This is a genomic window from Trichocoleus sp. FACHB-90, from assembly GCF_014695505.1.
GTDB classification, from domain to species: Bacteria; Cyanobacteriota; Cyanobacteriia; order Cyanobacteriales; family FACHB-T130; genus Funiculus; species Funiculus sociatus.
On record NZ_JACJOK010000009.1, the window covers coordinates 74,998 to 101,236 of the forward strand.

The following is a 26,239-nucleotide window of genomic DNA, read 5'->3' on the forward strand; positions in this document are numbered from 1 at the left end:
CACCCTTTTCCTTGGAACATTAGCAATTAGCCATTAGCAATTAGCCATTAGCAACGATAAGATCGCATTTGTAGCTTCCTCATAATCAACTAAATTTACGAATGAACTTCTTTACTTACCTTTTACACCTAGCTGGTTCCAGCGCCAGCGCTTATATTGGTGCCAGCCAGATCCGCGATCCGCTGACGCGCCCCAACGTTATTGCTGGATTTCAACTAGCTGAATCTGGTTCAGTTCCGTTTCTGCAAGCTTTAAGCGATCGCGCCGCCGCAGAAGGCGATACTTGGTTAGCTGAAAAACTCGCCCGTCACGCCTCCGACGAAAAGCGTCACGGTCAAATTTTCGCCCAGGCCCTGAAGCGAATCAACAAGCAAGTCATCGACTTTAAGAGTATTCCCAAAACCACAACCGAAGGAAAGCCAGACGAACGTCGTCGCAGTCCCTTCTTCGAGGCTTACTTTCAGGGATATCCGCCAGAAGCCATAAAACCAGAGAATGTTGACTGGACGGTGTTTATAGCAAGCACTTATATCCTAGAACTAGATGCCAGCAAAGACTTCGTTCGCATGGCTAACGTATTGCCAGAGGATGAGTCGAACAGTGTCGCCTTGAAAAAGGGACTCCTCAGCATCGCCGACGACGAAACCGGACACGCAGCTTATCTTTACGAGGCGTTACAGCGTCGTTTCCCTGAGGCGACTGTGCAACAGATTGTGGATGAATGGCGGACTCGCAAGGTAAACGCGCTGCTGGCAATGGTGAGTAATATGATGCAGAAAAGCGGAAAGATGTCTTCACTGGTTCAGGATGGCGTTCCTACAGAAGAGTCTGAGGAAGAGTCAGAACTAGCACTGGCTTAGCCCTGGCGATTGAAATCGCGGCTACACAAACAAAGCTTAGCCCTGGCGATTGAAATCGCGGCTACACGAACAATGCTTAGCCTTGGCGATTGAAATCGCGGCTACACGAACAAAACTTAGCCCTGGCGATTGAAATCGCGGCTACACGAACAAAGTCCGCCTGCGCGGACTAATGTAGAGACGTGAAATTTCGTGTCTTTACAACCTGCGAAGCCAGGTTTTGTCTGTGTAGCCGCGATTACGAACATCGCCTGGTGTTAGAAAATAAGTTTCAAGATCCTGTAGCGCTGTCAATTTTTGCTACTTCCTCATCAGATAGTTGCACATCGACAGCACGTACCGAGTCTTCAATGCTGGAAACTTTACTCGCGCCCGGAATAGGTACAACAACTGGAGACTTTGCCCGCAACCACGCCAAGACAATACAGTAAACTGATACGCCTTTTTCTTGGGATAGCGTAGCGATCGCTTTTATATCTTCCAAATTCCCCACCCGCCGACTACCACCAAGCGGACTCCAAGGCAAAAACGTCAGCTTTTCTTTCTCGCAATATTCCAGCACACCATCAAACTCTGGCTGACGATACCAAGGATTGTACTGATTCTGCACCGAGACAATATCAACAACCTCACGGGCGCGTTTAATTTGTTCCACGGAAAAGTTGGAAACGCCGACAAACCGAATTAAACCTTCATCCACAGCTTCTTTTGCTGGCTTTAGCGACTCTTCAATGGTGTAATCTGTATCTGGTGCGTGATACTGCCAAACATCAATCGGCTTTTTGCCACCCAAAGCTTCAAAACTAATCTTAATCGTCTCCCGTAAATGCTTCGGATTGCCGTTGCGAGTCCAGCTACCATCCGGGCGCATCAGCCCGCCCTTAGTAGCAACAATGACATTACTTGTATCGCCATAAGATGAAAGCGCTTTACTAATTAGTCTTTCGTTGTGGTGCTTGTCTGATTCATCTTTGCAGTAAGAATCAGCAGTATCAATCATTGTGACACCCAAATCGAGGGCGCGATGGATGACTTTGATTGATTCTGATTCCGGCGGTCTGCTACTTAAAGACATCGGCATTCCACCGAGTGCGATCGCGCTTATTTTTACACCAGTATTTCCCAGTTCTTTCGTTTGCATCGTTAAACCTTGCTTTGGTCTTCTACCCTTCAATTGATTAAAGATCGGGGGATAGAAATCGTCTGTCTGACGGTTAGTTCTCAACACGCGATCGCAAATTCTGTCTATCAACACCCTGTAGAGATACGACAATGCCGTGTCTCTACGTCTAAGAGGGCAATTTTAACTCGAAGCACTGGTATAAAAACGCAACGCAAACCGCCACAAAAAATGCGAAGCAACTAATAGAACCAACGCCAACACACCTGCACTTACTATCCAACTAAGTTCGCCACGTCCTAGCATCGTCTCCGCTGGTATAGTTGTTAAAAATGCTACTGGCACTATAAAGGTAAAAAAGAAACGATAAGCAGTAGGATAAGCAACCATTGGAAACCGCCCAGCTTCCAGAAAACCTCTCAGTACCTCAGTAACATTGTAGATTTTCACAAACCAGATGCTAGTCGCACCTAGCATAAACCACAAACTATAGAGAATTGCAAAACCAAATAGTAGCGGAACTGCACTTAGAAAATAGTCGCCACTATGCAAACCTAACTTGAAACCAGCATAAGCAATTACAATAATTCCAAATAATAAATCCGGCAAACCCCAAGGGGAAATTGTGCGAGTAGAAAGCCAAAATTGGCTGCTAATTGGCTTTAAAAGTACAAAATCTAAAGTTCCTTGCTGAACCAGATCCACAATGCGGTTTAAATTAGGAACTAGGAAAGTAGCCGAAAAGCCTTGTAAAAGTGTAAAAATTCCCAACACCACCAAAGCTTCTTCCCAACTCCATCCGTCAAAAGTGTAACCGTTGCTGTAGAACAAGGACAACCCGAACATACTCCCGGCGAGGTTTCCCAAACTGCTGAATGCTGCCAAGACAAAGTTTACTCGATATTCAAGTTCAGCAGCGATCGCTGTATTCCAAAATAACCCCAGTACCCTCAAATATCGTTGCATCTTCTTAAGTTGTTAAAATCTGCCATTTTGAAGATAACGCGATTTGCTTTAGCGAAGCGATGCGCGTCAGCGATTTAGACGAATACCGCCTTTAGCCCTCACTTTCCTGACGCGGATCGTCGCTGGGAGGATGCCAACCGCCTTGCACCCAAAATCGACGAGATTTCTGAATAAAACCATCATTATGAAACTCATCATTAAAGTCAAGACGATTACAAGTAGCTCTACCTGTAGGACTAATACCTAAAATTTTTGTACCGTCTTCTGTCCAGAGAAAATGTTCAGCCCACTGTTGCTGACGAGGATTAAATAGGGTAATTTCTTCCTGAGTTTCCGGGTCAACTCCAACTATAAAATTATAACGACGTTCATTACAGCGACGGCAAGCTAAGGCTAAATTTTCGGCAACATCAGAACCTCCCAAAGACTGCGGCAATAAATGCTCAATGGTGAGTAGAGATGTACTCAAAAATTCAGGAGAATGGCAATACTCGCACAAATATTTTGCTCGTTGCCGCACCAACTGCTGGAGCTTGTTTGAAATCGTCACGGTTGAGCAGCAATTTGGGCGTTGATGTAGGTAAAAATCATATCTAATTCTCCTATACCCTCCAGTTCAGCAGCTTCTTCTGGCATGAGTGAATCAGCCTTTTTTTTCTCCAAAAGTTCTTCCATTCGGGACTGGAGTTCTTCAGTAAACTTGAAAAGATTCATATTTTTGACTTTTTCAACTCGGATGCCAGTTGTTAGCCAAGATGAGGGTCTAATTACTACTGGAGCCATAACATTTTTATAGTGGCTTTAGTTATTTGGTACTATTATAGCGATCGCGCTTTCCCTTTCCCATTTCATGCCTAAGAGCGATCGCATTTTGCTACTGGTGGTTGGGGATGCGATCGCTATATTCCAAAATAAACCCAGTAGACGCAAGTTTTGTTACTTCTACAGAAACGGTTAAAGGTACAATTTGACAAAATTGCTACCGGAAACTACGCAAAAGTTACTTGCTACCGCATTGAATACAGCAGTGGAGCACTCTAATGAATAAACTGACAGGAGATGACATAGGCGACTCAGTAAGTAATTCGCGGGAAAGTTGGTTTGATAGAAAGAAAGCCTGGGAGTACATAAGCCGTTACTTTCAAGATGGCAAAAAAGAGATTCGGATCGCCTCCGGTTTTTTCACTATAAGGGGTTGGGGACTGATCCGAAGATACACAACTGGTAAGCGTGTTTACCTCCTGGTTGGTATTGACGACCCCGGCGAGGATCGAGCAAGAAAAGCTCTGATCGATGAAATCATGCGCGATCTGCGTACTGGCTTGGACAGAGATCGACGACAGACCGTGCTTGATTTAGTAAAAAAAATGGAGTCCGGTCGTTTACGCCTTGTAGATGCTAGGGCTACAGACCATCATGCCAAGCTCTACATAGTTGACTGTAAGGTAGCTATTATGGCTTCGTCCAACCTAACCGGACGTGGTTTGATGGAGCAAATTGAGTCCGGCAATGTGATAACTAAACCTCACGAAGTTGCCGCACTTGCGAAGGAGTTTGATGAATATTTTGCACAAGCAAAAGATATCACTGAGGAACTACTAGAAGCCTTACGAAGTTGGCTTAATTTTGTGCGACCTTGGGATGTCTATCTAAAGACCATGCTGGCTCTAGAAGACCTTCAATCTATCAAGAGTAACTATAAAAAACGACCTGTTAGTTACCAGATAGACATGATTGCTCAAACGCTGCGTCAAATCCGTGATTTTGGAGGTTCGATGCTCGTAGCTTCTACTGGTCTAGGCAAGACTGTAGTTGCAGTTCATGTGGCATTACACCTTCGTGAAGAAGACGAGATTGATAATGTTATGGTTATTGGCCCAAAGCCAGTCCGCAACATTTGGAAGCGCGAAATGCGTGATGCTGCTCTACCTTGCGAATATTTTATTCGTCAGGCCTTGGACAAAGAAAGTTCCGCTCAAGATAGCAGCCTTGAATTATTTGAACAAATTGCAGAGAATATTCACGAACAGCGTTGGCTGCTGATTATTGACGAAAGCCATACTTTTAGAAACCGCTTTAAGCAGGATTTATTCAATATGAAAAAGCAGCCAGCAGAAGCTAGGGCATTTATCCGGCTGAGAACACTTTTTCAAAGAAATAATCTCAAAGTATTACTTCTGACGGGATCTCCTTATGCAAGAGATATTGACAACATAAATAATCAGTTATTTTTATTGCCACATACTGCTGAAAGCCGTGCTTTATTGGATGAATATGTAGATGATGCACGCTCATGGCATATCACTGAGACTGATGAATTTATTCATTTACCAGTAGCTTCCCAACTAACTACACCTCACGTAGCCAAATATTATGGTCAACCGGATGGGCAAGAGACTTACATCACCTTCGGGGAAGATAAGAAATATATTCCAAAGGTAACATTACATACTATCACTTTCCCTTTACCACTGGAAAAAGAACTCAGCAAGGCTATTATTGATGGCTATTTCGATCTAAACTCACGTAATCCAATGTTTAGAGAACTCATAAGGAGATTGGTTAAAATAGCGTGGTCAAGTTCACCTTTAGCAATTCGCGGAGTGCTTGAAAATATTATCGATACCCCTGGAGGAAAAAACCAGTATAAACTTGGAAAGCTGGAGTTTGCATTTACGCGCCAGGAAAGACAGAAATTTATGTCACCTATAATAGAAAAACTGCTAGAGTACGATTTTGAGAGTGACACTAAACTAAAATGGCTTTGTCTGATTCTTCAAGAACTTCAGCAAAGGTCAGAAAAGGCTATTATATTTTGCGAACGGCGAGCAACTATTATTTACTTGGTACAAGCATTAGCTGAATTAATGCCTTCGATGCGTGTAGTTACTACCATAGAGCAGGGAGAGTCTATTCATAAATACGAAATGAAGGAAACTAAAGAAATAGAGAAACTTATTAAACAGTTTGCACCAGTGGCTAACGATGCTGAAGGCAAGTATGAGGAAAATTATGATGTTTTCATTTCAACAGATGCTCATGGGGTCGGTGTCAATATGCAGGATGCGTCTGTAGTCATGAATTATGACATCGATTGGACTCCCATTAGCCCAGTCCAGCGTGCTGGACGCATACTGCGTTTTTGGCATTCTCCCCGAAATGTTGAAGTATATACCTTTATTCCTACCCTGACGGATGAGACAAATCTTAAATATGATTTGATAGGTATCGGGCGTCGCTGGGAAAATCTTATGGCACGTCATGGGGAATCTAGAAAGTTGACTGATTTGCCTGTCTTAACTGCCAGCATTACACAAAAAATTAATATGTCAGATGTGGCATCAGAAGTAACTATAAGATCGGGGCAATTAGACCTAGAAGCTATAGCCGAGCTGGATGTCTCACCCTACTTCCAGCACACAGCAAAACTACAGGATAATCGTAACTATGCTGAGACTATCCCTAGTGACATTATTAGTGCCAAAGTTTACTCAGAGCATAGCCCTTCAATTTACGTTCTGCTGAATCACAATGGCAAGTATCACGGGCTTGTTTATGACCCCAAAACTAAACAACTGCGTGAGCCGACTGTTGTCAACCTCCTCGATAAAATTGTTTGTACTGAAGATACCGAAACGGCTTTGGTTGATTACGATCAAGTTGAAGAGTTGAGTGATGCTTGCATTCAAGCCTGGTGTGACCAAGAGGGTATTAAACCTGAAGATGTTATCCGAGAATGCGCCCTGTACCTGAAACCAAAGAATGAGGGGGATGCTGTCAAGGATTGGCTTAATGCTCAATGAACGAATTACTAGATCAAAGACGCGATCGCATCCTCACCACCATCGCGCGATCGCACTCCTCTGCGCCTCTGTGGTTCGTTTACCCATAAACTACAACAGAAGCGATCGCATCTACTCTTATGCCAAAAGCCGCAGATATCAGCAGCAAACGATTAATCAGTCTCGCACCAGAAATCTGGGCGAAATGGGCAACACAGATTCCCGACATAGTAGTCGGAGAAATTCTTAACTCTGAATTCCAGTGGATAAGCCGCGAGAATGACGCGCTAATCAAAGCAAAAAGTGTCGAGTACGGGGATTTTTTGGTACTCAATGAGATACAACTGCGTTACAAGCCTACTATGCCCAAACGGATGCGGGCTTATGCAGCACTGGCAGGAGAAAAATACAACCTACCCACCTATCCCGTACTGGTTAATATCATAAAAGAAGGTGACGTTGAAATTCCCACTCGCTACGAGTCAGAATTTGCAGGCTTGCAAGCACGTCAAGACTACCGCGTAATAAATCTTTGGGAAGTCGATGCTGAGGTAGCATTTGCCGAACCATCTTCACCTGTCATCCCCTTTGTACCCGTCTTGAAGAATGGTTCAGAAGAATCCACACTACAAAGAGCATTGCAAGTTTTACGTGCCGATGAGCGATTTAGTGATTTTGAAACAGTCATGGCATTTTTTGCTACTTTCGTATTAGGAAGTAGTTTAGTCCAGCAAATAATGAGGTGGGATATGGCAGTATTACAAGAATCTCCTTGGTATCAGGAAATTTTACAACAGGGCGAGCAAAAGGGGATACGCCAAGAACGGCTAGCAAGTATTGAACTCGGTTTAGAGGTAAAATTCGGCACTGAGGGGTTACAGCTAATGCCAGAAATATCTCAGATTTCGGACTTAGAGTTATTAAAAGCAATTCAGCGGGGAGTGATGAGTGTGAACACTATAGATGAATTGCGGCAAATCTATCAGTAAATCGGGTCAATAGATAGGCAACTCCACTGAGTAAACGCGATCGCACTATTCCCTCTGTTCCTCTGCGCCCGGAGAAATTATCAACTTTCAAATTAGACAAATCATCTTTCTTTTGCCTTTTCTCTTACGCCCCCATCCCCGAATACTGCTTCAAACCTTGCCTCCACATCCAACGATTCCACACAAAAAATAGCAAACTCCAACCAAACATTGCCAACAAACCCCGCCCTAAATCCACTGGTAAACCCACCAACAACGCCGCCGGGAAATGAATCAAATACGGGAACGGTGTCCACAGCACCACTTCGCGCACAGCTGGCGGGAAAACTTCTAGGGGTGCAACAATACCAGAGAGAAATAGATATAGCAGAAACCAGAATTGTTCAATCGCGCTAGCGCGTTCCGTCCAAAAGGCGAACAGAGCAAAAGTGTATTGTATGAGAAAGCGGAGAGTGAAAGCGATCGCTACCACCACAAAAAACAACAAAATTCTCCCCACACCAGGAAACCACAAAGCCTTCGGGTAAAGCGTGAAAAATAATATCACCAGCCCCACAATAAACGGCAAACGGGCAAAGCGTTCGGAAACATGGGCAGCAACGTGATGCCACACCGGATCTAAAGGTTGCAAAAGTCGCGGCGACAACTTCCCCTGCACTACCTCCTTTTCAAATTCCCAAATCACCCAAACTACCGTAAACTGCCTAACAAGAAAAGCCGCGATAAAATAGCGGGCAAAATCCACAGGCGACAGCCCAAACCTCCCGCCCTGTGCCGCTTCCATCCAGATACCCATCAAGATAAAAGGTACAGAACCCGACAGCGCCCACAAAAATAACTCCGCCCGATACTCCACCATATGAGCGTAGTACGTCAAGAGAAGAACTTGAGCTTTTCTGACAAATGAACTCATCATATTTTTTTATTTCTTATTTCTTAGCCCGCGCAGGTGGGCTTTGTTTGTGTAGCCGCGACTAAGCGCTAACGCGCAGGCTCCGCCAACAGTCGTCGGGTATTTTATACAACCTCTCCCGCCCGAAACACTTGACCAATAACTTCTTCGATAGGCGGTTCAGTCACCGTCAAATCCAGCACCTCCAATTCTGCCAACATCTTTGCCACCGTGCGAGTCAGCAACTCCCGACGCACCAAGAAACGCACAGATTGGCCATCCAAAGCTTTGATTTCGCCGTAGGGCAATTCAGATTCAGGTAGGGGATGCGCCAATTCCACCTTAACCTCGCGACACGGTGCAAAACGTTCCAGCAGTCCATCCAAACTGCCATCGTAAATCAGCTGTCCTTGGTGAATTAACAGCACCCGCTGGCAAAGTGCCGTAATGTCTGCCATGTAATGGCTGGTTAAAAGTACAGTAGCCTGATACCGCTGATTGTACTCCCGCAAAAATTCCCGCACCCCCACCTGTGCATTCACATCCAATCCCAGCGTCGGCTCATCTAAAAACAGTACCTTGGGCCGGTGCAAAAGTGCTGCCAGTAACTCAGCCTTCATCCGTTCCCCTAAGGAAAGTTTCCGCACAGGTTGAGTCAGCTTACCTTCTAGCGAAAGCATCTCAGTCAGTTCTCCCAAGATACGCCGAAACTCTTTATCGGGGATGTCATAAACAGCAGCATTTATTCTCAATGAGTCCATCGCTGGCAAGTCCCAGAGTAGCTGCTGCTTTTGCCCCATAACCAAAGTTATTTGTTGTAAAAAAGGCGCTTGACGGCGAAAGGGAACGTGTCCAGCTACTCTCACAACACCCGCTGAGGGATGAATCAGCCCGGTGAGCATTTTCAGCGTAGTAGTCTTTCCTGCACCATTGGCACCCAAAAACCCCACCACTTCCCCTGTTTCAATGTGGAAGGAGACATCTTGCACAGCTTTAACCTGGCGGTAAGTGCGGCGCACAAAGTGCTGTAACGTTCCCTTGAGTCCGGGTTCTTTGACAGCTACGGGATAGACTTTGCTCAGGTTTTCAACCGAGACTATGGGCATTGCAATTACTTAGGCTCTATGGATCTACCTTAATGATTACAGAGACAGTTAGTTGTGGCTATCCAACTATGGCAAGACTTATATAATTCTCGTTTCCAGTAATTTGTAGGTTGCTATTACCGTGTAGAAACCCAAAAACTTGCTCTCGTTTACGGGATATTAAGTTTCGTTCCAAGGGCGATTCCCTAGGTTCTGCTGATGTTACTTTTCTCGCCAACAAGCAGGTGAGATAATTGTTGCCTCATCATCTAAATAAAAGTTAAAAGTGGATTCTCCTGATTTTTCGCACCGCAATGGTTCAAGCAGCTTAGTAAAAGGATTCCAAACAGCAGTCACCGTCCGCTTAGTGCGTTTCCTCACCAATTCACATTGAATATGAATTGTCGGTAAATGTAGAACCAAAGCACTATGCAACTGTGCCTTTAGGTTAATTGCATAACGCTTTCTCACATCTGCCAATTTCCGTTCTAACTCAATTTCTGTTGCCGCAATCCTGTCTAATTCTTTCTCCCTATCAGCACCTTCCAGCTTTTTTTTGTGGATTTTTAATTGAATTTCTTGCTCAATAGCGCCGTAATAACCCTTAAGTCTTTCTTCATCTCGCTGTTGCTTCCGAATTAACCTGTTTTGCCAAGCTTCCAAATCCCGTCTAATCAAATCCTCAGCTTGTTTTTGGATCAAAATAGACAAAAATTCATCTGTTTGAGACTGCGGCAAACTTGTATCATCAACAGCAATCCAATCAGACTTCCATAATAAAGCGTCCCCAATTTCTACCGGAGAAACTCCCGTTAGTTCGTTGATAAAAAAGGAAACCATTCCCTGGCGATTTTCATCCGCCTCTGCTAAATAAGCCACATTACACAAGATGTATCGAGTAATTTCTGGTTTGGCTTCTCCTACACGCAGTAAACCGTTTAAGGGTCTGATTCGCTCCGAAACCAGTTTCTCGAAACCTGTAGTTTTCAGGTAGCCATCTAATTTTACGCCCAAGGCGCTGACGCATCCTTTTTTTTCGAGAAGCGATTCAAATTTTTTTAAAATCTCTGAATTGTAGCTGACAAAATGGCTGTTGGGAACATCTGCTCTCGTGCTAAAGGTGACTTCTTCTGAGAGTTCCAGAGTCTCTGCTACGTTTTCTGTTAATAGCACACTCAAAGTATGAGGATTGGCTGATTCCGCTACACCTTCGTGCAGAGAGACAATTTTTTCCAGAGTTGTTAGCAAGGGATCTTCAGTCATTTTACAAAATATAGAATTAAGTTCCTTTTTATTTTCTAGTTCCTATCCAGTCTGGGAACTAGAATTATACATTAGGCTTCAAAGTCTTCACCAAAAATTTTCTCATCCAGTTCATGAGATTCTTGATAACTCTGCTTGGCTTTCAATAAATCATCTGCCAATTGGTCAAAAGCTGTTTCTAATTCCGGTTTAGCTTGATTTTTCAACCAAATCTCCATCACGGCTTCGCTGAAATCAAAATCTTCATCGAGATTGCCTAAAATGGTTTCAATCTCCCCTACAACCAGTTCAAACATATTGATTTTGTCGTGCAAGATTCGCAGAATATATTCTTCAATGCTACCAGCCAGACAAAAGTTAAAGATAAAAACATCTTGAGTTTGCCCAATCCGGTGAATGCGACCTATTCGTTGTTCTATTTTCATCGGATTCCAGGGTAAGTCGTAATTTACTATCACGTTGGCGAACTGAATATTACGTCCTTCTCCCCCCGTTTCAGATGCTAACAACACCGACACAGTATCCCGAAACAATTCAATAGCTGCATCTTTTTCTTTTAAAGACATATCTCCGCTAAATTCAGCGAACTTAATCCCCGCTTCAGTTAAACAAGAGGCTAAATAGGACTGGGTTTTTCTATGAGTTGTGAAAACCAAAGTTTTTTGGGTAGATTGTTTTAACAACTCCATCAACTGATGCGCTTTCTCAACTTGCTTAATTTGAGATGCTTGTTTCAGTAATGCTTTAAGTTCTTTATGCTCAAACCGTTCAGTTAGATTGTTGAGGGAATCCGTTAAAGCAGTCGGACTGCTACCAGCACGCATTAACAAGCTTGTGCGCGTCAATCTGTCCATTTGTTCAGCATAGGAACGCAGATAATCAGTTAAAGATTGATAAAGTTTTTTCTCGCTGGGTGTGGGTTGGACTGTGATGGTGGAGGCGAATCTTTTGGGCAGTTTGACATCCACTAGAGAACGGGTGTTTCGCACCATGACTTCCCGCATCAGTAGCCGCAGTTTCTCGGAATTTTTGGGGACTCGCCCATTTTTGGAGTCTACATACTCTTTTTTGAATAAAGCTTCTGTTTTTAAAAGTCCTGGTTTTAATAACGTTAAAAGATTGAATAGTTCTACCAGAGAATTTTGAACTGGTGTGGCAGTCAGCATTAAAATAAATCGCTTGTTTAGGGCGTTAACAAGCTTCCAGTTGAGAGTATTGCGATTTTTGAGATGGTGGGCTTCATCGACAATTACTAAATCCCAAGCACGGGCGGTAACGTGGGGAAAGTGTTTAGCAGATTTGGCTGTGTTGATGGAAGCAATAATTCGGTTGTTAGATGTCCAAAATTCGGCGGCGTTTTGAACTTGTTTATCGTCGGTGGTGATGGTTTCTATGCCGAATTTTTCTTGTAATTCTAATTGCCATTGCGATACAAGGGAGGCTGGGGTGAGAATTAGGAGGGATTGAATCATGCCTCGGACGAGGTATTCTTTGCAAATTATTGCTGCTTCAATGGTTTTGCCTAGTCCGACTTCATCGGCGAGTAAGGCACGTCCTCCAAGTTGTTTCAACACTTTTTTGGCGGTTTCTATTTGATACCAATGTTTGTCTATGTTGGTGAGGGTGGGTAAACACACCAGTTGGTCATAATCTGCTAGTACGGATAAGTTAAATAATTCTAAGCGGACTTCATAATATTCCCAGGCGTCGGTTTGTCTCTCTTTAAGGGCTTCTAAGGCGGGCGAATTCTCGAAGTTAAAGGAATAGAAGTGAGGCATTGTGTAACTGGTAATTGTAAAATCGCAAATGTTCCCAGAAACAGGGTTTCTCTAAGAGGATGTTTGAATTATGTATGTGACGCTGAAATCTTGGAGATACCTACGCCCATCCCCTTAAAAAGGGGGATTTAGGGGGATATTTAACCTATAACGTTAGAAAAAGCACTTTTCAAACATCGTCTAAGTAGAGTTAGGCTGGCTTTCGGGGGTTTGCTGTGGTTATCAGATGAATTATATCAATGAAATAGGGCAGGGAAATTCCCTGCCCTATTTTCTGAAGGTTCTGTTTAACTCAACTACTTGCTACCCGTAAACTCGACCGTTAATGTAGTAGTCTCGCGTACCTTTGGCGTTGATGGCTTCTCCCAATCTGTTTAAGGCATGGACATAAGCCGCTGTTCGCATTGAAATGGCTAATGTTTGAGAAATTGCCCAAATTTGCTCAGTTTCTTTGACAATTTTCTCTTTTAATTGTTGATTTACTGCCTCTAGTGTCCAATAGAGTCCGCTGCGATTTTGCACCCATTCAAAGTAGCTGACTGTGACACCGCCTGCATTGACTAAAATATCGGGAAAAACATGGATTCCCCGTTGTTCGAGAATTTTATCAGCTACTGAGTTAATTGGACCGTTAGCAACTTCAAAGATATATTTGGCTTTGATGTCCTGCACGTTTGCTTCAGTAATTTGATTTTCCAAAGCTGCGGGAATCAGAATGTCAACATCTAACGCTAAAAGTTCCTCATTGGTGATTACTTCGTGTTCGTGGATGTTGCAAACTGTGCCTTTGCAGTAGATGGCTTTGATTCCTTGGCTGGATCTTTTGTATTGTCTGATGCTAGGAATATCTAATCCTTGTTTGGTATAGATGCCACCTTGAGAATCACTCACTGCAACGATTTTATAACCTGCTTTGGAGAGTAATTCGGCTATTTCTGCGCCAGCATTGCCAAATCCTTGAACGGCTACTGTTGTTTCTTGGGGTGGGCGATTAAGTTTGCTCATAATGCTTTCTATTACAAAAAAAGCACCTGTGGCTGTGGCGGCATCTCTACCCAAACTACCGCCCATTGATAGGGGTTTTCCGGTGACAACGGCGGGGGTAATTTGACGGCGGATGATATTGTATTGATCCATCATCCAACCCATAATCATTGGGTTGGTGTAAACGTCGGGTGCGGGAATGTCTATGTCAGGGCCAATAAAGTCTGCGATCGCATCCACATAACCTCGACTTAACCTTTCTAACTCCATCTTCGAGAGTTCTTTGGGATTTAGCGTTATTCCCCCTTTCGCACCGCCAAAAGGTAGATTTAGCACTGCACATTTAAAGGTCATCCAAAACGCTAATGATTGCACTTCATCCATTGATACATTGGGATGATAACGCACGCCTCCTTTGGTTGGCCCTCTGGTATCGTCGTACCGAACCCGATAACCTTGAAAAATTCTCAAAGTGCCATTGTCCATCCGGACGGGAATTGAAACGGCTAAACTTGCTTTAGGATATTTTAGGTGTTCTGTTGCATCGTCGGAAAGAGAAACATATTTCAAGGCTTGTTCCAATCTTTGACTAGCATCAGCAAATAATGAATCTGACATCCCACTATTTCTCCTCTTGTACGATTGGGTTGGTATGCAGATGCAAATTTAACTTCCTTACTAAGTAGATTCACGGAAGTGGAAACGAATTGCTTTGGCTATGGTCGTTAATAAATAGGTAAAAAACATACAAAAATCCTCTCAACCCGTTTCTTCTTTTGTCCAGTACGCGGGTTTCTCAGGTTTGGGGATATTTTGGGAATATTTTGACGACCTACTTATTAAGCGATGCTGCGTTAGCAGCCCCTTTGCTACGCATCACACGTATCGCAATCAATTCCTTGTCTTGGGTTACATCTCCTATCACTCATTAAAACACGAGATTCGCTGTAGCATAAGTAACAAATTAACAAAAAGCTACAAAACTCGGTATGGGGGAGAAAGCCCCCTTATGCGATCGCAATCCATACAATATCTTGGAGATTAGTGGCTGTTCTTAGTGCAGGAGTGTGACACTAGAAGCACAGAGACTCCCTAAAAGCGAGTCCTAAAATCAAGCAATAAGTTTCCCTTCCTCGGCTGAAGTGTCTTATGATTGAAATCCTCGCCGCGCTCTCTGCTTCGTCGGCGGCAGGGATGAGAATAGCTCTGCCCCTGCTAGTTATTGGCATATTGCCGAACACCACTCTCTGGGCTAGCGTACCAATTTTGTCACGCTTTCCTCCCCCTGTGGTGATGGGAGTGCTTACCAGCTGGTCGTTATTTGAGCTTTTTGCCTCTAAAAAGCTTCTGGGACAGCGCGTATTGCAAGTTATGCAGCTAGTCTTTAGCCCAATTGTGGGAGCAATTCTGGGCATCGCCGTTGCTCAAATTACTGGCACTTCAACATGGTTACTCTGGATAGTTGCTGTGGTCGGTGGCTTATTAGCTTTCGTACTCCAGCTAGTTCAAGTTGGTTGGTTCTACCGTTTGCGCGGTTTACCCCTGTGGGCTGTCTTTATCGAAGATGCTTTGTGCATTTTCCTAGTCATCTTCGCCTTTGATGCGCCTCAGCAGGGAGGATTAATTGCTTTAATTTTGTTATGGCTAGCCCTTCGCAGTTCTAAGGAGTGGTATCGCTGGTATCGAGGACGAAAACCTTCTAGAAAGCGCTATCAGGAACCAGATTAAAAAGTAAAGAGTGAGCAGTTATTAATTCCAAACTACTCACTCCTGACTCTCTAATTTCTCTACAGCAGTCCCACAAAGTGCAGAGGGCCGTGACCGCTAATTAACTCTAATATCAAGGCAAGAAAGCCAAGCATTGCCAGCCGCCCGTTCCAAACTTCTGCGGTTGTGGTCATGCCCCACTCCCAACTTTCTTGTGGGTACATTTTGACTTTTTTCTTGAGTTGTGTAACCTGAGACAGCTTTAAACTGGGGGCATTGAGGGCATCAACGACTAGATCCGCCAAGGCTTCAATGAATACTGGATGCGTATTTAAAGCTGGTACGCGGTTAAAGTTGTGGATACCCGCTTCTTCTGCTATTTCTCGATATTCGATGTCAATTTCTTCTAAAGTCTCGATATGCTCAGAGACAAAGCTAACTGGCACTACGAGCAAATTTTCGATTCCTGAGGCTCCCAATTCTTTGATAGCATCTTCGGTGTAGGGCTTGAGCCATTCCACCGGGCCTACACGACTCTGATAAGCTAAGGTGTGAGGATTGGGTCGGTTGAGAGTCTGCATAATCAGCGCTGTGCAATCCTCGATTTCTTTTTGATAAGGATCGCCAGCTTCTTCGACATAGCTTACGGGGACACCGTGGGCGCTAAAGAAGATATGAACTTGGTCGGGATTGGGTAAAGAGTCGAGTTCTTGGGCAATTAGCTGAGCCATTGCCTGGAGGTATCCTGGTTGTTGATACCAAGATGGAATAACCGTGTATTCAATTTTGTTGAGTGCTGGGTCTTCTTGCCAGAGTCTTTCCAAAAGGCGGAAGCTGGAACCGCTGGTGCTGATAGAGAATTGGGGATAGAGGGGTAGGATTACCAGACGATCTATGGCATCGCGTTTGAGGCGAGCGATCGCTTCTTCTGTAAAAGGATGCCAGTAACGCATCCCTATGTAAATCCTAGCGTCTTCTCCTTTTGAGTTTAATTGTTCTTGTAGTGCTTGACCCTGCGCTTCTGTAATTCGTCGTAGAGGGGAACCGCCGCCAATTTGCCGATAGTTCTCTTGAGATTTTTTTGTTCGCAGCGTGGAAATCAGCCACGCCAAGGGTTTTTGTAAACCGCGAAAGGGTATGCGAATAATTTCTGGGTCAGAAAATAAATTAAACAAAAAAGGCCCAACATCGTCTAATTCATCCGGCCCACCCAGATTTAGCAGCAAAACTCCTACACGACCCATAGCGGTTTCTGTTTCCCAATCTTTCATTTTCGTTACTGATTTTAACAATAATATGCTTTCAACGGTTTAGGTCTGCAACAAGGGATACACATCTTAATTCGAGGTGGAGCAATGGCTACTATTTTAAGAACGTGGAGTTATCAGTATCAGTGGTTGTATGATGCGATCGCGCGTCTTGCTGCTGTGAGTGTAGGTGGAGAGGCAAGATTTCGCCAACTGCCTTTGAAAGGTTTAACCATTGACTCAGAAACCAAAGTTCTAGACCTCTGTTGTGGCAGCGGTCAGGCAACTCAATTTTTAGTGCAATATTCCCAGGATGTCACAGGTTTGGATATCTCACCAGTCTCTCTCGCTAGAGCGCAGTACAACGTCCCCCAAGCGAAATATGTAGAAGCTTTGGCTGAAGAAATGCCGTTTCCAGATCATCAGTTTGACATAGTACACACCAGTGTGGCAATGCACGAAATGGAACCCGAACAACTAAGGAAAATTTTCCGAGAAGTGTACCGAGTGCTGAAACCGAGGGGTATCTTCGCCTTAGTTGATTTTCATCGTCCCACGAATCCCCTATTCTTGCCTGGTTTGTCTATATTTCTATGGTTGTTTGAAACACAGACATCTTGGCAGCTGTTACAAACTGATTTACCTGGGTTGCTAGAGGCGGTCGGTTTTCAGGCGTGCAAACCAAAATTGTATGCTGGTGGAAGTCTCCAGGTGATTCAGGCTCAAAAATGAAGGGATTGGGGAGGAGGGGAAAAAGAGGACTTGACGTTTTATCCCTTGCCTCCCAACTACAAATTACCAATCCCAGGTAAAACTTTTTTGTGAAACTTAGTTAATTACGGGAAAATACTCTTGTGGTAGGCTTTAGCTTAAAGTTATGATCTACCACTAGGAAACGAGTAAATATTTATGAACAATAAAATCATTTTACCATTCTTCCTAACAACTGTGTTAGTAGGTGGATATCTAGCAATTGATACCTTTCAACAAAGTCAACCAACTCAAGCAGCTCAGTCAATATGGAAACAGTTTTCTTCAAGTAAAGGCAACTTTAAAGTCTTGATGCCTGGTAAAACAAGCCAATTGAAGCGAGTTGTAAACACTGAAGCCGGAGAAATTACTGTTTATGGGTTTCGGGCTATCCGACCGAACGAAGCAGTATATGGGGTTACTTACTCTGATGTACCTAGTCAAACTATAAAAACTCCTAAGGATGTCAATGATTTATTTAACGGCACCATCAAGGGTTTTGCACAGAGCGTTCAAGGTAGTGTGGTAAGTCAACGAAATATTAAGTTGGGTACTTATCCGGGAAGAGAAATAAAAGTTCAGATATTCGGAGGTGCTACTGCTAAAAGTCGGATGTATTTGGTCAAGCAACGGCTTTATCAGACATTAGCGGTAACAAAGAAGGAAGAAAGTTTATCTAAAAGTATTAATGGTTTTTTAAATTCATTCCAAGTGATTAATAAACCAGCAGCATCGCCAAAGAGTCGCCAAGTTAAGAAACCTACATCGCCCAAAGTTGTCCAAGAACAGCTTAACGCTAAGCTGAAACAAGCAGTTTGCGCTCAAAATTGGTCGCAAGCCGTGACAACAGTTAACCGAATGATAAATATGGCACCTAAGTCAGGAGGAGTGCGGGAGCAATTGGTAACGTATCGGGGACGATTACAAAATATGGCTAGAAATAAAGAAGTTATCCCTGCGGGAACGCTTACTGGTTGCTCTCCTGTTGCTGGAGGTGGAGGTCAATAAAAAAGTTTTGCGGAGCCAGAGGCGAAGCGTCTCCGGATTGAGTTACTTGGTTTTGCTCAAAATAAAAGTTATTTCAATTGGGCATAACCTATTAACTCAAATCTCAAAACTCAAGTCTCAAAACTCAAGCCTCTTCCGTCTCAGTTTTCTCTTCATCGACAACTTTTTGCTGCTTATCTTCTTTCCATCTTCCCTGCTTACGCGCTGCTTCTGTCAAAAGATATTCAATTTGGGCATTTACGCTCCTCAACTCGTCAGCAGACCATTTCTCAAGGATGTCGTAAAGTTTGTTATCTAAACGCAGCAAAAACCGCTTTTTCTGGGTCATGTGTTAGGTGTAAAGGCTGCCAGTGTTAATTACAGGCTGGGCGTTCTGATCTGAGGTTAGAATTACCAACAGATTGTTTATCATAGCGGCTTTGCGTTCTTCGTCCAATTCAACAATTTGCTGTTGGCTTAGCCGCTTTAACGCTTCATCAACCATTCCCACTGCACTTTCAACAATTTGTCGCCGCGCATCAATAATCGCTTTGGCTTGTTGGCGACGCAGCATTACTTGGGCAATTTCGGGAGCATAGGCTAGGTGGGAGAGTCTGGCTTCTAACACTTCGATTCCAGCAACTTCTAATCGACTTTGCAATTCTTTCTGGAGTGCGTTGGCGATTTCGTCAGGAATTCCTCGCAGGGAAGGAATAGACGATTCATCAGGCGCGTCATAAGGGTAGCGAATTGCTAAGGCTCGAATGGCTGTCTCGCTTTGGATAGCGATAAATTCTTCGTAGTCATCAACATCAAATTGAGACTTGGCTGAGTCTACTACTTGCCAAACTACTACAGCACCAATCTCAATTGGACTGCCTTGGGCATCATTGACTTTGAGTTGCTTGCTGTTAAAGTTGCGAACTCGTAAAGAAATCTTCCGTTTACTGGCAAAGGGGTTACTCCACCAAAACCCCGCTTCTCGAACAGTACCGACGTAACGCCCTAAAAAGACTAGCACTACTGCTTGGTTTGGCTCAACTGTAAAGAAGCCAGACACGGAGGGAATTACTACTGCTATTAGTGTTGCTCCTAAAGTTGCGCCGACTTCTGCGGTTACATCGTCTCCGAAAAAATCTCCTACTCTAAGGCTTCTGCCTAATACTTCGGCTAATCCCTGTATGCTATGCCACGCTTCCCATACGCCAAATATGGCTAAGGCTAGAAGGACGATAAGAACCGCGAAGCCGTTGACTTTAAACGCAGGAACTTCTCTGATCCGCTCCATATTTACTCCTAGGATTTTGCTTCGGTTGATATTGCGATGATATCACGCGAATATCAAAACGCCAGGATAGGTGCGTTAGGCGATCGCTAACACACCCTATGGTTGCGGTTTGTGGTTTATGGTCTTTGGGTAGCGATCGCTAACTTGGCACCGGGAACTTGACGCAACTGATCCATGACGGCGACGACTTGACCGTGATCGACTGCTGCATCAGCATTCACAATTACTAGCGCTTCTTGATTTTGTGGAATTAATTGTCGCACCTCACCCTGCAACGCCTCGACGGGAATTAAGTTGCGGTTGAGTGCAATTTCTCCTTGAGGGCTTATCGTTACGGTAATTTGAGTTGAAGGTTGAGCTTTAGCGGTTGTTGCTTGGGGTAAGTTCACAGGCAACCCTTGAGAACGGGTGAGAAACAGGGTTGACATGATGAAAAAAGTCAAGATTGCAAAGATCACATCGATCATCGGTACGATGTTGATCTGAGCTGGGATATCTGGTTCATCGGGTAGGCGCATACTGAGATATTCCTTTTTCATATCGACGACGGTAGAGCAGTTCTAGCTGACCACCGTACTCTTGAATTAATGCTATCTGTCGCAGATAGAATCCCCGAAAGGCATTGGCAAACAAAAGTGTAAAAATAGCAACAACTAATCCGGCGGCGGTGGAAACCAACGCTTCACTGATCCCAGATGTGACGTTAGTAGTTTGAGTACCCCCGACATCACCCAAGCGCAGTGAGGCAAAGGAATTAATCAAGCCTAAAACTGTTCCCAGCAAACCTAGCAGGGGGGAAAGGCTGATAATTGTGTCAAAGACGGTGTTGAACCGCTTGAGTACAGGTATTTCTGCCTGAGATTCACTTTCTAGTGCTAATCTAAATTCTTCTGGGGTGGGTTCCTCCAGTTCCATCGCTGCTAAAAAGATTCGCGCAATGGGTAGATCGGCATTGGCTTTGAGCTTTTGCAAAGCTGCTGCTGTGTCGTGCTGATACAGAGATAGGACATCCCGCACCACACGGCGTTGCCGTTGATTGATGCGAAACCAAAAGGCAGCACGTTCTGCCACTAACGCGATCGCAGTCACAGAAAACGCCAGCAACGGCCACATTACCACGCCGCCCGCCGCAAAGATTTTATTAATTTCCATTACTTTTACTGTCTCTAAGGCAATAAGGGAAGCAGCGAAAGTCTATCAGTGTCCTTGACTGGCAAAACTGATACAAGTTCTCAAAAAAAAGTAAGGCTAATGACAATTAATGTCAAGCAATCTTAGCCTATAATTAGCAAAAAAAGTTTTATTGACCAATATTAAATAGGCGAAAAGCCTCACAGAGCCTAGCTTATGAGCCTTATTGAGTTAAGCTGGGGAATTCCTATGTTTGGACTTTTCACTTGACATTTGCTACTTGACATCTTACTTTACTCAATCAAGTGCTAATTGTTCGCAATAAAACGTATGGGGTTGTCCAGCATCGCTGTGGAGCAGCGAGAAAGAGAAGACAAAACTAGGCAGTCTTTTCTCACTTACAGCCTAATCGGTTCGCTGGCGCTGCATATTGCGGTGCTGATTTTTGGCAGTTTGGCGGTGGAACCGCCTGGACTGGCAGATGAATCGATTGAAGTGATAGTTCTTGAACCGCCTAGCGTCGAGCCAGGAAAACCAAAAGAGCCGGCTCCAGCGAAAAGCGTGTCAGAAGCTGGAGGTGGTGGAGGTGGAGGCAGTGGCGGCGGTGGTGGCAGTTCTGCCCCAGAAGCGATCGCGCTATCGCCGCCATCGGTTAGTTCTAAAAGATTCCGTAAATCGGTTCAACCAGTGGCAAGGCTGGAACCGATCCCGACACCTGTGGTTAGTGTACCGCCCTCACCAGTGGCAAGGCTGGAACCGATCCCGACATCTGTGGCTAGTGTACCGCCATCACCAGTAGCAACACCGGAACCGATCCCGACACCTGTGCCAATGCCGCCAGAACCAGTCGAGACACCGGAAGTCAGCAAAACTCTGCCTCCGGTTCCTACCGTTCCTCGTCTAGCGACGGAACCAGTGGCAACCCCAATACCAACGCCAACACCCCTTGCGAGTTCGCCGCCCTCACCAGCTAATACGCCGCCGCCGAGGATTGCACAGCAGCAACCTTTGCCAGCTAGTACGCCATTATCAACGACCCCACCAAGGCCAGTGCTAACACCACCGCCTTCTAGTCAAGGATCGGTTTCGGATAAAGTTAGAGATTTTTTCCGAAGACCAAGAAACTCCAGCAATAATCAAGAAATTGCCACAAATAACGCTGGAGGAGCGAGTAACAGCAGTAGAGGAAGCGATCGCTCGCCTCCGGGCGGTTCCGGAAATGCAACGGGTAGTAACCCAGGTTCCGGCAATGGTGGTACTGGCAAGCAACCAGGAAGTGGCTCTGGTTCCGGCAGTGGCACAGGTTCAGGTACTGGGACTGGTTCCGGACGTGGCTCTGGTTCAGGTAGTGGAACTGGTTCAGGACGTGGCTCTGGTTCCGGCAGTGGCTCTGGTTCGGGAAGTGGAACTGGTTCAGGACGTGGCTCTGGTTCCGGCAGTGGCTCTGGTTCCGGCACAGGTTCCCAGGTAGCAACTGCCCCAAGTCCGCCCATACCAAAACCGAATCCTCAATCTGGTTCAGGATGGAATCCTGTCAATTGTCGCAAATGTCCCGATCCCAAGCTTCCCCGCAGGGCGCAAAGTTTAGTAGCTACGGTGACGGTTGTATTTGATGCTGACCGCAACGGAAATGTTAGCAATCCCAGAGTTACCAACCCTAGCGGTCACGATGTCATCGATCAAGCTGTTAAAGAAGCAGTAAAAAATTGGAAATTAGCGCCATCAGAAACTGGATGGAATGGCATATCCCAAACATTTACCTTTGCTCAGCAAGGCTCCGATTTGGAGCGTCAAGCCAGCCAACGACGCCAACAGCAAGAACGAGAACGCCTTGCACGCGATCGCGAAGCACAGGAACGAGAACGTCAAGTTCGCCAACTTGCTGAACAGCAAGAACGAGAACGTCAAGCCCGCGAACAGAAAGAACGGGAAGAACGCGAACAAAGAGAACGGGAACAGCGGCAAACACCTACACCCCTGCCTACTATCGAACCTACGCCGCCGCCACCTGTAGAAGAACCTACACCCCCGCCACCTGTAGAAGAACCTACACCCCCGCCTGCACCTCCCGAATAGTTGCCACCTTCCAGGTTGGCATTGCTTCCTTAAGAGCGCAACATTATCAACTTCATTCAGGCTTCTCAATTTCAGAGGAAGTCTGAATCAGATTTTGGTGTTTGGCAAGGCAAAACCGTAGGGTTTCTCAAAAAAAAATCTCTACCTATTGACATATATTCTCGTTTAACTTTATGCTGCTATCTTTAGCAGGGTCAGCTTATTGCAAAAGACTCTCAATTGTTTTGGCGCTACAAGATGTCTATCGCCACAAGCTAGAGGTATTTAAACGTGCATAAAACCTGCAATAGCTCCTATCCAGAGGAGCAGGAATTCCTATGGCGGCAAAACGAACATGACCAATTTAGTCAGGAAGAAATTTCTGTACCTGGCCCCTTGTCGCAGCGCTACCTGAATCGCCAGACACAACGGGAATCGAATGCACGCACTTATCCCCGGCGTATTCCCATTGCAATTAGCGAAGCAAAGGGTATTTACGTCAAAGATGCTGACGGGAACTTATATTTTGACTGTCTAGCTGGTGCTGGCACCTTGGCGCTGGGACACAATCACCCTGTGGTTTTGGAGGCAATGCGGGGTGTTCTAGATGAAAATCTTCCTTTGCATACCCTCGACCTAACAACGCCTGTTAAAGACCAGTTTGTTGAGGAATTGTTTGCTAGTTTGCCGCCCGCATTTGCCCAAAATGCTCGGATTCAGTTCTGCGGGCCTTCTGGGGCGGATGCAGTGGAAGCCGCGGTGAAACTGGTTAAAACTGCAACTGGACAACGCAGCTTGTTGTCATTTCATGGTGCCTATCATGGCATGACCCACGGTGCTTTAAGTTTAACTGGCAATCTGGCTCCAAAAGAAGCGATCGCAGGTTTGATGCCGGACGTGCATTTCTTGCCTTACCCGTATCACTACCGTTGCCCTTTCGGTTTCGGGGGTGAGGTGGGACATCGCATTGGTAGCGGTTACATCGAACACTTACTCGACGATCCGGAGAGTGGGATTATTCCACCAGCGGGAATGATTTTGGAGATTGTGCAGGGAGAAGGTGGCGTGATTCCGGCTCCCGATAGTTGGATTCGAGATATTCGGCGCATCACCCGCGATCGCCATATTCCCCTAATTGTCGATGAAATTCAGACAGGTTGGGGGCGCACCGGAAAACTTTATGCCTTCGAGCATTCCGGGATTACGCCAGATGTGGTGCTGTTATCCAAAGCGATTGGCGGTAGTTTGCCTTTGTCGGTGGTGTTGTACAACCAAGACCTAGACAAATGGCAACCGGGCGCTCATGCGGGAACTTTCCGGGGAAATCAGATGGCAATGGCGGCGGGAACGGCGACATTGCGCTACATCTTGGAGAACCAGTTGGCAGATCGGGCGGCGGCGAAGGGCGATCGCTTGATGACTCATCTGCGTCGCATTCAGTCTGAATCTCGCTGTATGGGTGAAGTGCGGGGGCGTGGGTTGATGGTTGGCGTGGAGATCGTCAATCCCGAAGCTCCAGCGGATCGACGCGGTAATCATCCAGCCTATCCAGCTATGGCGCGACAGATTCAGAGCGAGTGTATACGTCGAGGTTTGATTATCGAGATTGGCGGGCGATTTGGTAGCGTTTTGCGCTTTTTACCGCCTTTAATCGTGACTGCTGAGCAAATTGACAGCATTAGTGAGATTTTTCTGGCGGCAGTTAAGGCAGCCGAAAAACAGCTATTGCCAGTTCAGCAATTCTCAGAGGTAGGGTGATGGTGAATTTATATCAGATGGATGAGGAACAGAAAACCGGAGATTCGTCAAGCCAAAATCCCTTCGATACCTGCTTTGTTACCAATTCTGCAAATAGCATAGCCGCTTACCAGGAAGCGATCGCTACAGCACAACAAGTGATTATCGACTGTTTCGCCTCCTCAACTCAACCTTATAGCGGGGCGAAACCAGAAGAGTTAGCAGCTGCATTAGCAGCTATCGAACTTTGTCCAGAATTTAGCCAAGATTTGCCAAAAATTCTCAAAAAGGTTGGTGAGACTGTTGTCAAGAATTCGGTAGTTGTTTCTCATCCCACTTGCATTGCACATTTGCATTGTCCACCCCTAACAGCAGCGTTAGCAGCTGAGGTATTGATTAGTGCAACTAATCAGTCGATGGATTCCTGGGATCAAAGTCCGGCAGCGACTTTTTTAGAACAGCAGGTGGTGAATTGGCTGTGCAACTTGTTTGCTTACGATGCTGCTGCTGATGGTGTCTTCACCAGTGGCGGGACGCAATCAAATTTCATGGGGTTGTTACTAGCACGCGATCGCTATGCCCAGAAACACCTAAATTGGTCGATACAGCAGCAGGGATTGCCGCCAGAAGCGTCTCGCTTTCGCATTCTCTGTTCTGTTGCGGCTCACTTCACCATTCGCCAAGCTGCTGCCTTGTTGGGGTTAGGAGAACAGGCGGTGGTGACAGTAGAGACTGATGCAAATTATCGCCAAAGTCCAGCTGCTTTAGAGCGCCAGCTTAAAGAGTTGCAACAGCAAGAACTGCTACCGATTGCTTTAGTGGGAACCGTTGGAACTACCGACTTTGGCAGCATCGATCCGCTACCGGAAATAGCGGCGTGTGCGAAAAAGCAGGGATTGTGGCTGCATATCGATGCAGCGTATGGGGGTGCATTAGTATTAAGCGATCGCCATCGTCATAAACTGGTTGGCATCGAAGAAGCTGATTCGATTGCTGTAGACTTTCACAAACTGTTTTACCAGCCAATTAGTTGCGGAGCTTTTCTACTCAAAAACCGCTCCCACTTCGATTTAATCAAACTTCACACAGACTATCTCAACCCAGAAACAAATATAGAACAAGGGATTCTCGATTTAGTCACAAAATCAGTGCAAACTACCCGCAGATTTGATGCCCTCAAACTATTTGTATCCCTTCATACTTTAGGGCGGAGGCAGTTAGCGGAAATCATAGAAACCACAATTAATTTAGCTGAAAAAACAGCACAATTAATTGATGCGGAACCAGTACTAGAATTAGCCAACTATCCCACAATCAATGCCGTAGTATTCCGCTACATTCCCAGGCAAACGCCCCCAGAAACCCACTCAGTAACTTATGCAAATCAAATCAATAGCCAGATTAGGATGTCCCTACTGAGAACAGGTGAAGCAGTGCTGGCTCAAACTAGAATTGCCGAACGTATCTATCTAAAATTTACCTTACTCAACCCCCACACAACCACAGCCCACATCACCCAAATCTTAAACACTATCAAACATCTAGGAAAACAACTAGAATTACTTCCCTTGTAAAAATTGCAACTTTCCTGCGCCTAGAACGGTTCATTTCAAAAACC

At 45.2% G+C, this 26,239-nt stretch carries 24 protein-coding genes; 9 read left to right on the forward strand and 15 right to left on the reverse strand.

Annotated features, from left to right (window positions below; genetic code table 11):
• Positions 1-101: 101 nt before the first annotated feature.
• Positions 102-860 carry a ferritin-like domain-containing protein gene (locus H6F74_RS02150; RefSeq protein WP_190435586.1) on the forward strand — a complete coding sequence of 253 codons (759 nt, stop codon included), beginning with the start codon at positions 102-104 and terminating at the stop codon, positions 858-860.
• A 271-nt stretch (positions 861-1,131) separates the two neighbouring features.
• Here the strand turns inward: H6F74_RS02150 and H6F74_RS02155 are convergent, their stop codons facing one another.
• From H6F74_RS02155 to H6F74_RS30350, 5 genes are all read right to left on the reverse strand, one after another.
• The gene (locus tag H6F74_RS02155; RefSeq protein WP_190435589.1) at positions 1,132-2,001 is read right to left on the reverse strand and encodes an aldo/keto reductase; all 870 of its coding nucleotides are present in this window, start codon (positions 1,999-2,001) and stop codon (positions 1,132-1,134) included.
• A 162-nt stretch (positions 2,002-2,163) separates the two neighbouring features.
• Complete coding sequence (locus H6F74_RS02160) at positions 2,164-2,946, reverse strand: ABC transporter permease (protein WP_190435593.1); 783 nt, start codon at positions 2,944-2,946, stop codon at positions 2,164-2,166.
• A gap of 91 nt (positions 2,947-3,037) precedes the next feature.
• A complete protein-coding gene (locus H6F74_RS02165; RefSeq protein ID WP_190435597.1) occupies positions 3,038-3,496 on the reverse strand; it encodes an HNH endonuclease in 459 nt (152 codons plus the stop codon).
• Positions 3,493-3,729, reverse strand: a complete 237-nt coding sequence (locus H6F74_RS02170; RefSeq protein WP_190435599.1) for a hypothetical protein — start codon at positions 3,727-3,729, stop codon at positions 3,493-3,495. The genes H6F74_RS02165 and H6F74_RS02170 overlap by 4 nt, the downstream gene beginning before the upstream one ends.
• Before the next feature lie 18 nt (positions 3,730-3,747).
• Positions 3,748-3,876: a hypothetical protein gene (locus H6F74_RS30350; RefSeq protein WP_277875737.1), complete on the reverse strand. Its 129-nt coding sequence runs from the start codon at positions 3,874-3,876 to the stop codon at positions 3,748-3,750.
• Between the two features lie 110 nt (positions 3,877-3,986).
• Here H6F74_RS30350 and H6F74_RS02175 point away from each other — a divergent pair, with 110 nt between their 5' ends.
• On the forward strand, positions 3,987-6,749 hold the full coding sequence (locus H6F74_RS02175; RefSeq protein ID WP_190435601.1) for a helicase-related protein: 2,763 nt from the start codon (positions 3,987-3,989) through the stop codon (positions 6,747-6,749).
• A gap of 119 nt (positions 6,750-6,868) precedes the next feature.
• Entirely contained in the window at positions 6,869-7,717 is an 849-nt protein-coding gene (locus tag H6F74_RS02180) for an Rpn family recombination-promoting nuclease/putative transposase (RefSeq protein ID WP_190435602.1), read from the forward strand.
• 124 nt (positions 7,718-7,841) lie between these two features.
• On the opposite strand, the gene H6F74_RS02185 is transcribed toward H6F74_RS02180, so the two are convergent.
• The 5 genes from H6F74_RS02185 to H6F74_RS02205 form a co-directional block, all read right to left on the reverse strand.
• Positions 7,842-8,630, reverse strand: a complete 789-nt coding sequence (locus H6F74_RS02185) for an ABC-2 family transporter protein (RefSeq protein ID WP_190435716.1) — start codon at positions 8,628-8,630, stop codon at positions 7,842-7,844.
• A 104-nt stretch (positions 8,631-8,734) separates the two neighbouring features.
• Positions 8,735-9,715: an ATP-binding cassette domain-containing protein gene (locus H6F74_RS02190; RefSeq protein ID WP_190435604.1), complete on the reverse strand. Its 981-nt coding sequence runs from the start codon at positions 9,713-9,715 to the stop codon at positions 8,735-8,737.
• 201 nt (positions 9,716-9,916) lie between these two features.
• Positions 9,917-10,957 (reverse strand): hypothetical protein, encoded by a 1,041-nt coding sequence (locus H6F74_RS02195; protein ID WP_190435606.1) that lies wholly within the window; start codon positions 10,955-10,957, stop codon positions 9,917-9,919.
• Between the two features lie 71 nt (positions 10,958-11,028).
• Entirely contained in the window at positions 11,029-12,735 is a 1,707-nt protein-coding gene (locus H6F74_RS02200) for an SNF2-related protein (protein WP_190435608.1), read from the reverse strand.
• 303 nt (positions 12,736-13,038) lie between these two features.
• Complete coding sequence (locus tag H6F74_RS02205) at positions 13,039-14,337, reverse strand: Glu/Leu/Phe/Val dehydrogenase (protein WP_190420099.1); 1,299 nt, start codon at positions 14,335-14,337, stop codon at positions 13,039-13,041.
• Positions 14,338-14,868: 531 nt separating this feature from the next.
• Here H6F74_RS02205 and H6F74_RS02210 point away from each other — a divergent pair.
• Positions 14,869-15,447, forward strand: coding sequence for a DUF4126 domain-containing protein (locus H6F74_RS02210; RefSeq protein ID WP_190435610.1), 579 nt, complete (start codon positions 14,869-14,871; stop codon positions 15,445-15,447).
• Positions 15,448-15,506: 59 nt separating this feature from the next.
• Here the strand turns inward: H6F74_RS02210 and hemH are convergent, their stop codons facing one another.
• Complete coding sequence (gene hemH / locus H6F74_RS02215; RefSeq protein WP_190420153.1) at positions 15,507-16,670, reverse strand: ferrochelatase; 1,164 nt, start codon at positions 16,668-16,670, stop codon at positions 15,507-15,509.
• Between the two features lie 111 nt (positions 16,671-16,781).
• On the opposite strand from hemH, the gene H6F74_RS02220 reads away from it, so the two are divergent.
• The gene (locus tag H6F74_RS02220) at positions 16,782-17,405 is read left to right on the forward strand and encodes a class I SAM-dependent methyltransferase (protein WP_190435612.1); all 624 of its coding nucleotides are present in this window, start codon (positions 16,782-16,784) and stop codon (positions 17,403-17,405) included.
• Between the two features lie 177 nt (positions 17,406-17,582).
• On the forward strand, positions 17,583-18,431 hold the full coding sequence (locus H6F74_RS02225; protein WP_190435615.1) for a hypothetical protein: 849 nt from the start codon (positions 17,583-17,585) through the stop codon (positions 18,429-18,431).
• A gap of 124 nt (positions 18,432-18,555) precedes the next feature.
• Here H6F74_RS02225 and H6F74_RS02230 read toward each other — a convergent pair whose 3' ends face one another.
• The 4 genes from H6F74_RS02230 to H6F74_RS02245 form a co-directional block, all read right to left on the reverse strand.
• Positions 18,556-18,759, reverse strand: coding sequence for a hypothetical protein (locus tag H6F74_RS02230; protein WP_190435617.1), 204 nt, complete (start codon positions 18,757-18,759; stop codon positions 18,556-18,558).
• 3 nt (positions 18,760-18,762) lie between these two features.
• Positions 18,763-19,698, reverse strand: a complete 936-nt coding sequence (locus H6F74_RS02235) for an SPFH domain-containing protein (protein ID WP_190435619.1) — start codon at positions 19,696-19,698, stop codon at positions 18,763-18,765.
• Between the two features lie 116 nt (positions 19,699-19,814).
• Positions 19,815-20,216: a biopolymer transporter ExbD gene (locus H6F74_RS02240; protein ID WP_190435621.1), complete on the reverse strand. Its 402-nt coding sequence runs from the start codon at positions 20,214-20,216 to the stop codon at positions 19,815-19,817.
• Positions 20,200-20,850 carry a MotA/TolQ/ExbB proton channel family protein gene (locus H6F74_RS02245; RefSeq protein WP_190435623.1) on the reverse strand — a complete coding sequence of 217 codons (651 nt, stop codon included), beginning with the start codon at positions 20,848-20,850 and terminating at the stop codon, positions 20,200-20,202. Before H6F74_RS02245 ends, H6F74_RS02240 begins: the two co-directional genes overlap by 17 nt.
• 309 nt (positions 20,851-21,159) lie before the next feature.
• On the opposite strand from H6F74_RS02245, the gene H6F74_RS02250 reads away from it, so the two are divergent.
• From H6F74_RS02250 to H6F74_RS02260, 3 genes are all read left to right on the forward strand, one after another.
• Positions 21,160-22,905, forward strand: a complete 1,746-nt coding sequence (locus tag H6F74_RS02250; protein WP_190435626.1) for a TonB family protein — start codon at positions 21,160-21,162, stop codon at positions 22,903-22,905.
• A 270-nt stretch (positions 22,906-23,175) separates the two neighbouring features.
• Positions 23,176-24,642 carry a diaminobutyrate--2-oxoglutarate transaminase gene (locus H6F74_RS02255; protein ID WP_190435629.1) on the forward strand — a complete coding sequence of 489 codons (1,467 nt, stop codon included), beginning with the start codon at positions 23,176-23,178 and terminating at the stop codon, positions 24,640-24,642.
• Positions 24,642-26,195 (forward strand): aspartate aminotransferase family protein, encoded by a 1,554-nt coding sequence (locus tag H6F74_RS02260; protein WP_242021758.1) that lies wholly within the window; start codon positions 24,642-24,644, stop codon positions 26,193-26,195. The genes H6F74_RS02255 and H6F74_RS02260 overlap by 1 nt, the downstream gene beginning before the upstream one ends.
• Positions 26,196-26,239 lie beyond the last annotated feature (44 nt).